Here is a 14387-nt window from a genome sequence, read left to right as displayed (position 1 = left end):
TTTTTAGATATTTTGCTCACTTGAAATGCCCCTTTCTTTGGTTATTGCGCTTCCCACGCTTCTTATTTTAACCAATAGATTCGGGGCATTTCTACCTCTTACTGTTTGTTTTTTGTTTTATCGCGCTTCTTTAAGGCCTAGCATATCCTATATCTCTCAGCTTTCATATGTTGACTTGTCTGATAAACTTGAAGCATCGGGACAAAAGGCACTAAAAGAAGAAGGGATGTTGGCAAAACTATATCCGTCTCTTAATCCAATAATTAATGAAATGTTTTTCTGTAATAATTTGATTTTAACTGAAGGTATAGAAGATGTTGCATACATCTCAACATATTTGATGCTTACAGAAAGGATTATGGATTTTAGGAAATATGGATGCCATATTGTCCCTATTGGAGGTAAAAGCTCAATTATTAAACCTTTGGCGATGGCCCAATTATTAAATATACCAGTTTTTATCATTTGCGATGCTGATACAGATAAAGATCAAATAGAAGACGAAGATAAAAGGAAATCTGAAGTAGAAAAGCACAAAAAGGATAATAGATCAATTCTAAATCTATTGAATTACACGGATTTGAATGAATGGCCAACCGATTCAGTTATCCAAAAGAATTTATATATGTGGAAAACAAATCTCACAAAAATTATTGAAGATGAATTTGGTGAAGATTGGAAGACATATAAGGATTCAGCAAGTGATTATTATGGGAACCCCGGAGGATTAAAGAAAAATCCTCTTACGATTGCACGTGCTTTAAAATCAGCATGGGGAAAAGGGTTAAAATCAGCTTCGCTTGTCAAATTGGTTGAAGCTATTGTCGATTTTGCAAAGAAATGAGCGAATGAGGACATAGGTAGCGTAGGGGTCATAGCGTAGGGGTCAGGTCTACACATTGCACAAATTTACAAAATTACGATTCGAATGTCAAATGCGTAGACTTGACGATTTTTCCTTAAGAGAGAAAGAATATAAAGCACAATGGAGAAAATTCGACACAACTAAAGAAGAGAATTTAGGGCAGCACGTACTGCGGAGCAGAAACCTGGCAACTTCCGATTAAAGTTCACAAACAAACTAAGAGAGGTAACTGCCATGGTAAAACAACTGCAATTAAAAGCTGGACTAAACAAAAAGTCCGCCCTGGTCATCTTTGGATGGCTTACATTCTTTGGGTCATTTCTAACAACTCAACCATTATGGGTAGCGTTGCTACAGAGTGTTGCCAGGGTTCTGCCCTAAGTTTTTTTCTTAACGTAGAAAATAGTGTTACGGGAGGGGACATCGTTATTGACTATGTTGATTTATCTGAAAAGACATTGTTCTTTGTCTGTGACTGAACCCCTTTCTCTCTGTTCAAAAGCGATAGAGTGGATAAAGAGTTGATGAGGCAAATGTAAAACCGGGGGTTGTTTTAATATGACTGTCAAATGCCGGGGTACTGGCGTTGATTTAGTTCAGCCATTTATCTACTCCACCAAATAAATTGACTTAAGAAATAAAGTTATGCTACTTTGTATTAAAAGGAGTAAAACAATGGCTACACACGAAGTAACAATTAATCTGTCTGATGAAATTCTTGAGGAGATAGAGAGATATAAGAATGTCAGACATAAGAAAAGCATAGATGATGCAGTTGCTGAATTAATTAAGTATGCATTGACCTTCCCCCCATATTTTAAATACTTTGACTGGGAAAAGGCTGAAGCTGAAGCTGATAAAGAAATCGCTGCCGGGAAAACCAAATCATTTGAGACAGTCGAAGACTTCATTGCAGACCTCAGGAAATGAAAATCCTCCGCACCAATGCCTTCAAGGAAGACTATAAAAGTCTCCCTAAATCTACTCAGGAAAAATTCGGAAATAAACTCAAGCTCTTTATGAATAACATCGGTCATCCTTCCCTCAGGGTCAAGAAAATGTAAGGTCACAAAAACCGCTGGGAGGCAAGTATTGATATGTTTTATAGATTTACCTTTGAAATCCATTCTGACTACTACCTCCTGCGCCGTATAGGTCCTCATGACGATGTCTTGAAAAAACCATAAACTCACCTGCTTACGCGCTTCGCCCAAATCTGCCAGATGCCATACGGATTTCAGGATGTCCATAAAAGTTCTGCGGCCACATTTGTGTTGTTGAGATGCACATTTTATTCTTCCTATTGCGGACTTGGCCCTACCACAGCAAATAAATTTATATAGCAGTATTAACAGGATAGAAGAGGGGATAAAGTCGCAGGTTTATCAGTTATCCTGAAACATCCTGTACATCCTGTCTGAAAAAAAAAGAAAAATAAAATCCTGAACTCAAATGAGAATCTCATCCTAAAAATTAAATATTGACCTGCACATCATTCCCCATTTCAGCTTAAGGCTGTCTTGAATGTCAAGGTGCTTTTGGGGGTGGATATCCAGCCAGAAGTGACAAGACCCCCCAGCTGTGTTCCCTGATCCCGTCCTCTCCAATGCAACCAATGACAGAATCTTCGACCGTGCTGATATCTCCATCTTTAAAGGAAAGAGCTATCGCCTAAAAGGGAAAATTCACGTGAAAAATGTTGACTTAAAAATACAGAAGAAGTATCCTTATTAATTGGTGGTCTCCGTTACCTGGGATTGAATTGAACCGGTCTCCATTAGCTGGGACGTGACAGTTAAAGTACGAGGATGTGTATCTGAATGCTTATGACTCGGTAGGAGAGGCCCGCCAGGGACTTAAGAAGTATTTTGAGTTCTACAACCATAAGCGTCGGCATCAGAGTCCCGAATGCTTTCGGGAACCACAAATGTTGTTTGCTACAGTACGCTGCCTCAGAAGTGGGTGGCGGCATGAAAGGGCAGCTTATCACTTATAAATCGCTTCTGCCTGTCTAAACAAGCCCGGCCACCTCTTATTTCAAGGGTCTCCCTTTCATCTTTAAAATCACTCACAACATTCTTGAAGTATACGATTGCCCCGAGATGTCGACTCCTGCAAGCAGAATCTTTTCTTTTCCGGCAACCCGTTTAAGTTCCTCGGTAAACCCTTTCCTGCTGAACAGGGCATAATTTCATTTCCTGTCCATGAGAGTTTACTCACAAGTATTATACTTTAAAGTAATGTTTTTATACAGCAACAACTGCTTACCTCTCCTAATCTCTCAATCAAGTTCAAGATTCCGGAGAAACAGTGACAGTGGATACCTTTCAGAGGCATCCAGGGGCAGGAAGTAATCGTCTCCCATGTCCCTGTTCAGGGTTATGTCTTTTAGTTGAAGATAAAAAGAGGTGTCATTTATGTGGATGTCCATCTCTGTCGGCAGTCTGTTTTCGGTTTTAAAAATCTCCATCCTGACCTGCCTCTTTCCGTCTGCATAGAGTTCAAGTCCGTTCCATGAGAGGTCGGTCTTGTTGAAACGGTATACTGCCTTCACTCTCCGTTCTGTTCCGTCCTGTTCAAGGATGTAAAGAAGCCAGGCGTTGTCTGACTCTTTCATGATCTTTACTGATTTTTCAAGCGTGTCATGGTCGGGCAGGAGCCTGTTAAGGGCAATGGTTCCACTGTAAAGTATATCCCTTGACGGGATAAAGACCTGCAGCAGTCCCCTGTTGAAGAGTATCTCCATTACGGTCAGTCTGAGGGGGCCGTAGAATCTTGCATCCAGGCGGTCGGGATGGCTGTAGAAGAGCACACCGGAGAACGTCCCTTTTGCGTTGTCCCCCTGTTGAATCCTGACACGCAGGGCGGCCCTGAGAGTCTTTATGTTGGAGAGATCAACACGCTCAACGAGCACTTCAGGTGTGATATTTTCAGGGATTGGAAGGGGTCGTTCCGGTTGTATTACCTCTTTCGGTGCACAGGCATAAAGCAGCAGAAAGAAGCTCAAAAGGGTCAGGATTTTCATTGGGGCTTTATCTGTATGCATAGGATTTAATTGTAACTTTTTCCGCTCTGCCTTGCCAAATAGTGCCCTCAAGTGATATTGTAAAGGCACTGAAAATTCGCAAATTCCCGAATCCCTGAAACACAACCAATCAAAATGAGAGTAAATTTATCAAAGTTCAGAAAACCAGGCAGGTATATTGACAGAGAGATAAATGTTGTCAGAAAACCGGGGGCTGAGGTGAGGTTCGCCTTTGCATTTCCTGATATCTACGATATAGGGATGTCTCACCTTGGGCTCAGGATAATCTATGATATTGTCAACGCACTGCCCTATGCCTCGGCAGAGAGGGTTTTTGCCCCGTGGACGGACATGAGGGAGTATCTCAGGGATAGGGGTGCGAGGCTGGCATCCCTTGAGCCCGGGACTGCTTTGAAGGATTTTCATGTCGTGGGTTTTTCACTCCAGTATGAGCTTTCCTACTCAACAGTCCTTGAGATGCTTTCACTTGGCGGGATTCCGCTTCATTCCGCGGACAGGAGCGGCAATGACCCTATTGTACTGGCAGGCGGGCCATGCACTGTTAATCCTGCCCCAATGGCCCCTTATGTGGATGCCTTTCTTATTGGTGATGGTGAGGAAGCGGTGGTGGAGCTTCTAAGTATAGTCAGGGAGCGGTTGGCAAACGGCGCCAAACGGGAGGAACTTCTGAGGGAGCTCTCCGGGGTTGACGGGTTTTATGTCCCGGGCTACAGCACGTCTCCAGTAAGGAGGCGCTTTATAAAGGACCTGGATGATGCACCGTTTCCGCTCTCCCCAATTGTCCCGTATATCCAGATTGTCCATGACCGTATAAATATAGAACTCTCAAGGGGATGTACCAGGGGTTGCAGATTCTGCCAGGCAGGAGTTATATACAGACCTCTCAGGGAGAGGTCGCCTGAAAGGGTTTTGAGTATTGCCGGAAAATCCATTGCCTCAACGGGGTATGACGAGGTCTCGTTTACCTCTCTGAGCGCTGGTGATTATACGCAGTTGCTGCCCCTTATGAAGTCATTCAACAGGATATTTGGAGATAAAAAGGTCTCGCTCTCTCTCCCCTCCCTCAGGGTTGCCGCGGTTGACAGGAGTGTGCTCAGGGAGATAAAGAGCGTTAAAAAGACAGGGTTTACAATTGCGCCGGAGGCTGCAACCGAGAGGCTACGGGGCGTGATTAACAAGGACCTCAGCGGGGAGGATTATGAGCGTGCACTTCACACCCTCTTTAGCGAGGGGTGGCTTAATCTCAAACTCTACTTCATGATAGGGCTGCCCACTGAGAAGGATGAGGATATTGAGGCGATTCCCGGAATGGTCAAACATGCACTGAAGATTTCCAGGAAATATACGGGCAGGCATGTAAACATTACAGTGAGTATCTCTCCTTTTGTGCCAAAACCCCATACGCCCTTTCAGTGGACCGGACAGGACTCTCCCGACAGGCTCAGGGAGAAGATAAATTTTTTGAGGGGAAGGCTCAGGAAAAAGGGTATTAATTTTAAGGTGCACGACATCAGGATGAGTCTTCTTGAGGCCGCCTTTTCAAGGGGCGGAAGCGGATGTGCCGCAGTGCTTGGCGAGGCACACTCACTTGGCGCCTATCTTGACGGATGGTCCGAGTTTTTTGATTTTTCCCTGTGGGAGAGGGCAATGGACAAGGCGGGTGTCGATCTTCTGGCTTTTTCAGGGAATACATATCAGACGGACGAAGCCCTGCCGTGGGATTGTGTTGATGTCGGGGTGAAAAAGGAATATCTCATCAGTGAACACAAAAAGGCCCATGAGGCTGAATGGACTACTGACTGTAACAGGGACAAGTGTCATGCCTGTGGTGTCGGGTGCAGTAGCGGCGAGTTCCTTTCTCCGTCAACTGTGAGGTACCGTCCTTTTTCTCAGGAGCAGGGCAGCAGGTTCAATCCCGTAAAGGTGAGGGTGGAGTATATAAAGAAGGGTATTTTGAGGCATCTTTCACATCGCGAGCTTGTGAATGCAATCCTTCGGGGACTCAGGAGGGCAGGGGTGCCGCTCGTGTATTCAGCAGGCTTCAGCCCTTCACCAAAGGTCTCCTTTGGTCCTCCACTGAATGTTGGTGTGGAGGGAGAGGCAGAGTATCTTGATATGGAGGTTTATCCCCCCTTTGATGTAAGGGAATATATTTACAGGATAAACAATGTACTGCCCGGCGGAGTTGAGATTAAGGAGATGGAATTTATCCATAGAAAGGTGCCGTCTCTGAGCAGTTTTATAGTGGTATATGAATACGAGATACGCTTTCCTGAAGACAAGCCGGTCGGATTGTTACGGCAGGAAAGAATAAATAATGAAAAATTTAGTGATTTTATCCGGAATTTTGATATAATTGACGACAGGACCGTCAGATTGAGGCTTAAAGACCTTTCTGACCGAAAAGTAAAACTCTCCGCCATTATTGATGACCTGTTTGGAGTGCCCATGGAGGAGCTGGAGATTGTCAGGAAAGGCCTTTACGGCTTTAAGGACGGATGGGTGAGCCCCATGGAGCTGCTCAGGCAGTCGTCGGCCGTTGGCTGCTGAAAATTAACAAGTGACCGATAATCAGTGGTAAATGGCCAATTAATTGTTGATGTCAAGTGAAATTCTTATAAATATTACCTTTGATGAAGTAAGGGTCGGGCTTCTCGAGGCCGGACAGCTTGTTGAGCTCTATGTTGAAAGAAAGCAGGATGCCTCACTTGTAGGCAATATCTACAAGAGCAGGGTAGTCAAGGTCCTTCCGGGCATGCAGTCTGCCTTTGTGGATATAGGGCTGGACAAGGCGGCCTTCCTCTATGTTGCCGACGTCAAGGCTGACATTGATGCATACTCCCCCTTTCTTGAGGATGAAGAAGCCACTGTTCAGATAGAGTTCAAAAAAGGCAGGCAGGATGTGCCTATTGAGGAGCTTGTGCAGGAGGGGCAGGAGCTCCTTGTGCAGGTGGCAAAGGACCCCATAGGCTCAAAGGGCGCGCGGGTAACATCCTATGTAACAATACCCGGCCGCTATCTTGTGCTCATGCCCGAGGTTGAACACATCGGGATATCAAGAAGGATACTGGATGAAGAGGAGCGTACAAGGCTCAAGAATATTGTTGAAGAGATAAGGCCGAAAGGCTACGGACTTATAGTCAGAACAGCCTCTGAAGGGGCCACAAGGGAGGAGCTCTTAAAGGACCTTGAGTTCCTGCTGCTGCTGTGGGAAAACATTCAGCACAAAAAAGAGAAGGTCTCGGCCCCGATCCTCCTTTACAGTGATCTGGACCTTGTCTTCAGGAGTGTACGCGACCTTATGAGTCATGACGTGGAGCGTGTGATTATTGACTCCAGGGAAGAGTACGACCGGATGAAGGACTTCGTAAATACCTATTTTCAGAAATTCTCCGACAAGATCGAATTTTATGACGGACACGAGCCCCTCTTTGATGCCAAGGGTGTTGAGCTTGACATATCGCGGGCCCTCGGCCGCAGGGTCTGGCTTAAATCAGGCGGCTACATAGTAATAGACCAGACAGAGGCAATGACCGTTATTGATGTAAATACCGGCAAGTATGTTGGCAAGGAAAACCTCGAGGACACCATCCTGAAGACGAATCTGGAGGCTGTCAAGGAGATAGCCTATCAGATAAGGCTCAGAAATCTCGGCGGGATTATAATCATTGATTTCATTGATATGGAAGACCTTGTAAACCGTGAGAAGGTTTTTAATGCCTTTAAGGATGCAATGAAGAAGGACAAGGCCAGGAATACCATCTTTAATATTTCCGAACTCGGCCTCATACAGATGACCCGGAAGAGGGTGCGGGAGAGCCTTGGCAGGACCCTTTGCGATGCCTGTCCGTATTGTGAGGGCAAGGGGTTTGTGCTTTCACCAAGGACGATATGCTTTGAGATATTCCGGAAGATAAACCGCATGAGCATTCAGAGGGGGGCAAAACTGATAATCACAACTCATCCCGATGTTGCAGAGCTCCTCTCGGATGAAGATAGATACGCGGTGGAAGAGATTGAGAAGAAGCGGGAAGTGGAGATAATCGTCAAGGTTGATCTGCGTATACACCAGGAGAATTATAATATTACTGTTGTGTAGAAAGTCCGTTTAGAAACTTTTAATTTGATGCAACGATATAAAAAACTGCTGAGCATACTGAGAAGTCTTGACAGTGCAGTTGTCGCCTGCTCCGGGGGTGTTGACAGCACCCTCCTCATAAAGGCCGCAAAAGACAGCAACATAAAGGCCCTTGCAGTTACCGGGAAGTCACCAACCACACCTTCTGCTGACCTGAATGAGGCCATCTCTATGGCCTCGGAAATAGGGCTTCCGCACCGTATTATTCAGACCTCCGAGATGCAGAGGCGGGAGTTCAGGGAGAATAACCGGGAGAGGTGTTTCTTTTGCAAGGATACACTCTTTGGCGAACTGAAAACCCTTGCCCTCAAAGAGGGGTATCAGTGGGTTGTTGAGGGGAGCAACCTTGACGACCTGAAGGATTACCGGCCCGGACTGAGGGCAAGAGACCTGCACGGTGTCAGGAGCCCCCTTATAGAGGCGCGGTTTACAAAGGAGGATATCAGGGAGATATCAAAGGCCCTTGGCCTTAGGACCTGGAACCGGCCGGCCTCACCGTGTCTTTCTTCAAGATTCCCCTACGGGTTTCCGATAACCGAAGAGGAGCTTATAATGGTGGAGGAGGCAGAGTCCTTTCTCAAAAGCCTGGGATTCAGCGGCTTCAGGGTGAGGCATCATGGTGACCTGGCAAGGATAGAGGTGCGCGTGGAGGATGTCGGGAGGTTTTTTGACCCCTTTCTGAGGAAGGACGTGGTTGCATATCTGAGGGGTCTTGGCTATAAATATATCTCCCTTGATCTTGAGGGGTTTAAGAGCGGCAAGCTGAACAGATAGAGCCGCGGATATATGCAGATTATGAACCCTGAGGAAAAGTATCATAAAGAGCTGAAGAAATGTGTCCGTTGCGGAAGCTGTAAGGCCACATGTCCCACCTATTCCCTGAAGCATTCAGAACCCCTTGGTCCCCGTGGTCGGTTAAGACTTTTGTGGGCGCTTTCCTCCGGAGAACTGGAGCCCACACAGGCCATGGCCGACAGGGTTTTCAGTTGTCTCCTCTGTGGTGCGTGCAGCCGGCAGTGTTCAGCCGGTGTGAATATTCTGGAAGCCATGTATTACGGAAGGGGAGTTTTGAGAGAGGCGGACAGGGGGGGGCGTACCCTGAGACGTGTCCTGAGGTTTGTGCTGAAGAGGCCGGGTCTCAGTTTCAGGTTTTTCAGGTTGACCCAGCCGTTTCTTGGTCCCCTGCTTGCCCGGACAGGGCTTGCAGAGGGGACATTGAAGCCGGCGGAATATACATTGAAAGATGTGGGCACAGTCTTCAGTCCTGCCGATATCAGGGATAAAAGGGGCAGGGTCCTTCTGTTTTCCGGCTGCAGTGTCAACTATGTATACCCCCATCTGGGAGAGTCTTTTATCAGGGTCTGTAATGCACTTGGTTATGAGGTGGTGTTACCAAAGAGGGAGGTATGCTGCGGTGCGCCCCTGCGGGCTTTGGGATTGACGGATGATGCCGTGAAATTTGCCCGCAGAAATATCGAGGCATTAAAAGGATTAAAGGCAGATGCAATCGTCTCATTATGCCCTACGTGTGTGATTACACTGGGAGAACATTACCGGGAGTTGACAGGTGATGGTATTGATGCCGTTGATGCAGTCACTTTTCTGTCCGACAAGATCAAGGCAAAACCGGCCCTTGATGTAAGGGCAGCCTATCACGACCCCTGCCATGCGCTTTACGGTCTGGGGCAGTATGCTGAGCCAAGGGAATTGTTGAGGTCAATAGGTGTTGATATTGTGGATATGGAGAAGGGTTGCTGCGGGATGGCCGGCACGTTTTCGCTCTCGTTCAGGGCCCTCTCCGACGCACTCTTGAAGAGGCGGGTTGAGGAGTTTGAAAAGACAGGGGCGGAAATACTCGTCACCTCATGCCCCGGATGCCTCTTCCAGTTATCAAAGTCCGTCCCGTCTGCACGGGTTTTTCATGCCATAGAGGTTGTTGAAGAGGGATTGTTGAAATAAGCAATCAAAGTTCCTGATTTTACGGACTCAGACCGGTTTATAAGACCCGGCGACAGTTATAAAAGGTTGTTGGAAGCGATATGACAGAGTCTTCACTCCTGTGTTTGAGGTTTTTTTATCGTCAATATTGTAAGCGGGGTTTGAAACATGATAATATATGCTGAGGAATTCAGGTATAAAAGACTCGGGAAAAGGAAAAGATTATGCCGATTTATGAATATGAGTGCCGGGACTGTAAGGCCGAGTTTGAGATGCTCGTGTTTGGCTCCCGGAAGGTGACGTGCCCGGAGTGCAGCAGTGAGAATGTCAGGAAGAAAGTCTCTGTATTTGGGATGAGCGGTGTGGATAAGCCCTTTGCCGGTTCATCAGGCTGTTCTTCGTGCAGCAGCGGCAGTTCCTGCAGTAGCTGTCATTGATTGAAAATCACCCCTCCGGCTGTCTGAAGGGATTTGCCCTTAGTATATCATTGAGTTTCAGCGGAGAGCCTTTAAGCTCAAATACTGCAAGGCCCTTCTCGGGGAATTCCTTCCCGTTTAAAAACCACTTTCCCTCCCACTCCATGTACAGCATGACCCTGTTGTTTTCAATATCAACACGCCTTGGTGTGAACTCTACCTCTGCAGAGTCAAAATTCCTCATGCTGCCGATAAGTACGAGATAACCATTCCGTGTGCAGAGGGTTTTTAATGCGGCTTTATCCTTTTTCAGATATGCCTCCTTAATACTTTCTGCAAGAGAGATTGCCTCTTCTGCAATTGCGGCATCTCCGGTCAGGGCCTCCTTTACCTCTTTCTTTCCACTGCAGGAGGGCAGAAAGAGTAATGCAGAGAGCAGGAAAATCAGGTATAAATATCTCAAGCTACCTCCTTCAGGGACAGGATGAAATCCCTGTTGTCCCTGTACCACCTTACGGTTTTTTCAATGCCTTCCTCGATCTTGACCACCGGTCTCCACCCGAGCATTTTCTTTGCCTTTTCAATCCCGGCCCAGGTAGCCGTCACATCAGCAGGATGGCGCTCCAGCCATTTTATTTCAGCCTTTTTCCCAAGGGCATCTTCTATAAGGTTTATGACATACATAAGCTGCACCGAGTTGTCGTTTCCGAAGTTTATTATCTCATAACCCTCAAGGTCAATACACCTGACAGTCCCTTCAGCTATATCGTCAATATATGTAAAGTCCCTTGTCTGTTTACCATCTCCGAAAACAGGAATCGGCTTGTTGGTGTCGATATTTCTCATGAACTTGAATATGCTCATGTCCGGCCTTCCGGCAGGCCCGTAAACAGTAAAATACCTTGGTATCGTTACATTGATTCCAAAGAGGTAGTGGTAGGTGTAACTGAGCACTTCCGCCCCCTTCTTGGTTGCTCCATAGGGTGAAAGCGGGGTATCGCTCCGCTGGGTCTCCACAAAGGGCATCTCGTTAAAGCTGTACAGGCTTGAAGTCGAGGCCTGGATGACCTTTTTTATGCCAACGTCCCTGCAGCATTCGAGGAGGTTGAGGGTGCCCTTTATATTGGTGTCGAGATAGACCCACGGGTCTTCCACAGATGCCCTGACTCCTGCCCTTGCCGCCATGTTTATGACTACATCAAAAGGGTGTTTTGTAAACAGGTCTTTCAGAAAGACCAGGTCAGTGATGTCTGCCCTGAAGACAGAGAAGTTTTTATACTGCGAAAGGGTTTCAAGTCTCCACTCCTTCAGCCGCGGATCATAATAATCGTTCATATTGTCAATGCCGGTCACTTCATGACCCTGTTCAAGCAGCAGGTGGGTTATCCTGTTACCTATAAGCCCGGCAGCACCTGTAAGCAGCACTCGTTTCATCCGTATCCTCCGTTATTGCCAGCTCGTTGACAACAGAATGTGTTGTGCAAGGAATCCAGACTTCTCTGTGCCTCTCCCGAAAGCCTTCGGGATGGTTTATCTGGATATTCCTTTTACATATAATACACCCATATAAATACAAAATTCCATAAAGGAAGGGCTTTCCGAGGGGCGCTAAGGTTATCTGCTGCAGAGTTGTTGAAACCAGTCGATTGTTATTATGGTGAGCCGTGAGGGATTCGAACCCCCGACCCGCTGATTAAGAGTCAGCTGCTCTACCAACTGAGCTAACGGCCCACAAAGTGTAATCTTAGATTATCGTTATTGACTGCAGGTCTGAGATATCTAAAAAAATCTTCAATCGCTTTGGCGCGCCTGAGAGGATTCGAACCCCCGACCTGAGGTTCCGGAGACCTCCGCTCTATCCAGCTGAGCTACAGGCGCAACATGTCAATAATAAGAAAAATGCCCTCTGTAAGTCAAGTTAGCCCTACTTCCCATAAGATTCCATGAGACGCTGTATTTGCTTTTTACAATATTAAATGGTTAATATTTATAATATCTATTTAACAGTGAAGGAGGAGAATTATGGTTACAGTAACATTACAGGCGGCTGATAAGGCCAAGGAGTTTCTGGCCAAGGAAGGAAAGGACGGCTGGGGTCTGAGGCTTTCTCTATACGAGGGAGGCGGCTGTTCACCATCGTATGGGCTTGACATAGCAGAAAATCCACAGGAAGATGATGCTGTAGTGGAACAGAACGGCCTCAAGGTCTTTATTGACAAGGAAGCCTCTGCAGCCTTGACGGGCATGGAGATTGACTATGTTGATGACGGCTCAGTCCAGGGTTTTGTCCTCAAGGGTGGCGAGCAGCCATCATGCGGGCCAAGCTGCAGTAGCTGCGGATAACCCCGGATTAACGGGATATTCAGATGTTTCCTGCACACAGACCGCGAAGACTCAGAAATAGTGAATCAATAAGGAGGATGGTCCGCGAGACCATCCTCTCTTCTGACGATTTCATTTATCCCCTTTTTGTTACCTTTGGCAAAGGTGTAAAGAAACCCATCTCATCCATGCCGGGCTGTTATCAGGAGTCAGTGGATGAAGTGGTAAAGACTGCAAAAAAAGCCTATTCCCTCGGTATCCCCGGCATAATCCTCTTTGGCATCCCGGAACATAAAGACGAGACCGGCTCTTCAGCCTTTGACCCTCACGGCGTTGTCCAGGCGGCAATAAAGACCATCAAGGATGCCGTACCTGAACTCCTGGTCATCACAGATGTATGCATGTGTGAGTATACAAGTCATGGTCACTGCGGGATTATAAAGGATGGCAAGGTTCTTAATGACCCGACACTTGAACTCCTTCAGAAAGAATCACTCTCCCACGCCCGTGCCGGCGCTGATATGGTGGCGCCATCGGATATGATGGACGGCAGGGTTTTGGCCATAAGACAGGCGCTTGACAGCGAGGGGTTCAGCAATATCCCTATAATGAGTTATGCCGCCAAGTATTCCTCGGCCTTTTACGGACCATTCAGGGATGCTGCAGAGTCAGTGCCGCAGTTCGGGGACAGGAGGTCCTATCAGATGGACCCGGCAAACAGACGCGAGGCATTAAAGGAAGTTGCACTTGATATTGAGGAGGGTGCGGATATAGTGATGGTAAAGCCTGCCCTTTCCTACCTGGATATTATCTCTGATGTAAAGCAGAGCTTTGACCTCCCGGTGGCTGCCTATAATGTATCAGGAGAGTATTCCCTTGTAAAGGCCGCTGCACAACTTGGCTGGATAGACCACGACAGGGTAATGATGGAGGTCCTTACCTCGATAAAACGAGCCGGTGCAGACATGATTCTTACCTACTTTGCCCCTGAGGCGGCAACCCTCCTTAATTCCTGAGATAACTTGATTCATTTTTTCACCGCAGAGAACGCAGAGTTCGCTGAGGGAATAATAATCTTTAATAATCAATAGTCAAGGGAGTGGGTGCTGTTTATGGATTTAATCCGGGCCGGAGAGGTTTTGCATGTTGGCAAGGGGACGGGGTTTGGCTGGGGAGGTATGAGATAACCCCTTGGCCCCTTAAAGTAAGGGAATAGTAATCCCTTGCGGCCTCCCATTAAGTTAAGGGGAGGAGAAGAATAAAGCTCCCTCTTCGTAAATATTTGTAGAATTTGTCCGAAAATACTATTAAACTTATTCATAGGGATGCCTCCTTCAGGTCTTTTCTTCTCTCAATTAAAAGTTTACCTGATTGAGCCTCCCTTCTTGCAATCTTTATTTTGGACAGATGTGTGAAAGGTTATCAAATGAACTACTATAGCGAAAGCCCTATAACAAGGCAATCTAAGTCGATTGGCAAAAAGTACCGCTCATTCCTCGTTCTGATTTTTGCCGCCGGTGATTTACGGCGCCATAGCCAAATCCAAAACTAAAGAAAAGGAGGAAATAAAAATGGTTGAGAAATCCAGGCCTCATGCAAAGAAGTCCGAATCAAAGATCAGCAAGGAGCAAGCAGGGGTCTACACATTGCACAAATTTACAA

Annotated in this window: 12 protein-coding genes, 2 tRNA genes and 1 pseudogene; 10 read left to right on the top strand and 5 right to left on the bottom strand. The window is 46.6% G+C overall.

Features of this window, described 5'->3' with window-relative positions; genetic code table 11:
- Positions 1-175: 175 nt before the first annotated feature.
- The 3 genes and pseudogenes from VST71_13180 to VST71_13170 all read left to right on the top strand — a co-directional run bounded on the left by VST71_13180 (position 176) and on the right by VST71_13170 (position 2861).
- A complete protein-coding gene (locus VST71_13180) occupies positions 176-844 on the top strand; it encodes a TOPRIM nucleotidyl transferase/hydrolase domain-containing protein (protein MEC4686666.1) in 669 nt (222 codons plus the stop codon).
- A 696-nt stretch (positions 845-1540) separates the two neighbouring features.
- The gene (locus VST71_13175; GenBank protein ID MEC4686665.1) at positions 1541-1795 is read left to right on the top strand and encodes a hypothetical protein; all 255 of its coding nucleotides are present in this window, start codon (positions 1541-1543) and stop codon (positions 1793-1795) included.
- Between the two features lie 865 nt (positions 1796-2660).
- Positions 2661-2861: pseudogene (locus VST71_13170) on the top strand (hypothetical protein).
- 285 nt (positions 2862-3146) lie between these two features.
- On the opposite strand, the gene VST71_13165 reads toward VST71_13170, so the two are convergent.
- Positions 3147-3890 (bottom strand): hypothetical protein, encoded by a 744-nt coding sequence (locus tag VST71_13165; GenBank protein ID MEC4686664.1) that lies wholly within the window; start codon positions 3888-3890, stop codon positions 3147-3149.
- A 135-nt stretch (positions 3891-4025) separates the two neighbouring features.
- Between VST71_13165 and VST71_13160 the strand changes: the two genes are divergently transcribed.
- The 5 genes from VST71_13160 (at position 4026) to VST71_13140 (ending at position 10424) form a co-directional block, all read left to right on the top strand.
- Positions 4026-6461, top strand: a complete 2436-nt coding sequence (locus VST71_13160; GenBank protein ID MEC4686663.1) for a TIGR03936 family radical SAM-associated protein — start codon at positions 4026-4028, stop codon at positions 6459-6461.
- A gap of 49 nt (positions 6462-6510) precedes the next feature.
- The gene (locus VST71_13155; protein MEC4686662.1) at positions 6511-8010 is read left to right on the top strand and encodes an Rne/Rng family ribonuclease; all 1500 of its coding nucleotides are present in this window, start codon (positions 6511-6513) and stop codon (positions 8008-8010) included.
- Between the two features lie 27 nt (positions 8011-8037).
- Positions 8038-8823 (top strand): ATP-dependent sacrificial sulfur transferase LarE, encoded by a 786-nt coding sequence (gene larE / locus VST71_13150; GenBank protein ID MEC4686661.1) that lies wholly within the window; start codon positions 8038-8040, stop codon positions 8821-8823.
- Between the two features lie 21 nt (positions 8824-8844).
- A complete protein-coding gene (locus VST71_13145; GenBank protein MEC4686660.1) occupies positions 8845-10008 on the top strand; it encodes a (Fe-S)-binding protein in 1164 nt (387 codons plus the stop codon).
- Between the two features lie 203 nt (positions 10009-10211).
- Positions 10212-10424 carry a zinc ribbon domain-containing protein gene (locus VST71_13140; protein MEC4686659.1) on the top strand — a complete coding sequence of 71 codons (213 nt, stop codon included), beginning with the start codon at positions 10212-10214 and terminating at the stop codon, positions 10422-10424.
- Positions 10425-10431: 7 nt separating this feature from the next.
- Here the strand turns inward: VST71_13140 and VST71_13135 are convergent, their stop codons facing one another.
- The 4 genes from VST71_13135 to VST71_13120 form a co-directional block, all read right to left on the bottom strand.
- Complete coding sequence (locus tag VST71_13135; protein MEC4686658.1) at positions 10432-10866, bottom strand: hypothetical protein; 435 nt, start codon at positions 10864-10866, stop codon at positions 10432-10434.
- Entirely contained in the window at positions 10863-11837 is a 975-nt protein-coding gene (locus tag VST71_13130; protein MEC4686657.1) for a GDP-mannose 4,6-dehydratase, read from the bottom strand. The genes VST71_13135 and VST71_13130 overlap by 4 nt, the downstream gene beginning before the upstream one ends.
- Positions 11838-12058: 221 nt before the next feature.
- A tRNA-Lys gene (locus VST71_13125) sits at positions 12059-12134 on the bottom strand.
- Positions 12135-12204: 70 nt separating this feature from the next.
- Positions 12205-12281: transfer RNA gene (locus VST71_13120), tRNA-Arg, on the bottom strand.
- 144 nt (positions 12282-12425) lie between these two features.
- Here VST71_13120 and VST71_13115 point away from each other — a divergent pair.
- Positions 12426-12746, top strand: a complete 321-nt coding sequence (locus VST71_13115; protein MEC4686656.1) for an iron-sulfur cluster assembly accessory protein — start codon at positions 12426-12428, stop codon at positions 12744-12746.
- A 23-nt stretch (positions 12747-12769) separates the two neighbouring features.
- Entirely contained in the window at positions 12770-13741 is a 972-nt protein-coding gene (gene hemB / locus VST71_13110) for a porphobilinogen synthase (GenBank protein ID MEC4686655.1), read from the top strand.
- Positions 13742-14387 lie beyond the last annotated feature (646 nt).

This window comes from Nitrospirota bacterium (assembly GCA_035873375.1).
Taxonomy (GTDB): Bacteria; Nitrospirota; Thermodesulfovibrionia; order Thermodesulfovibrionales; family JdFR-85; genus BMS3Bbin07.
The sequence above is the reverse complement of the archived record's forward strand: the minus strand, read 5'-3'. Positions and strand labels throughout refer to the sequence as shown.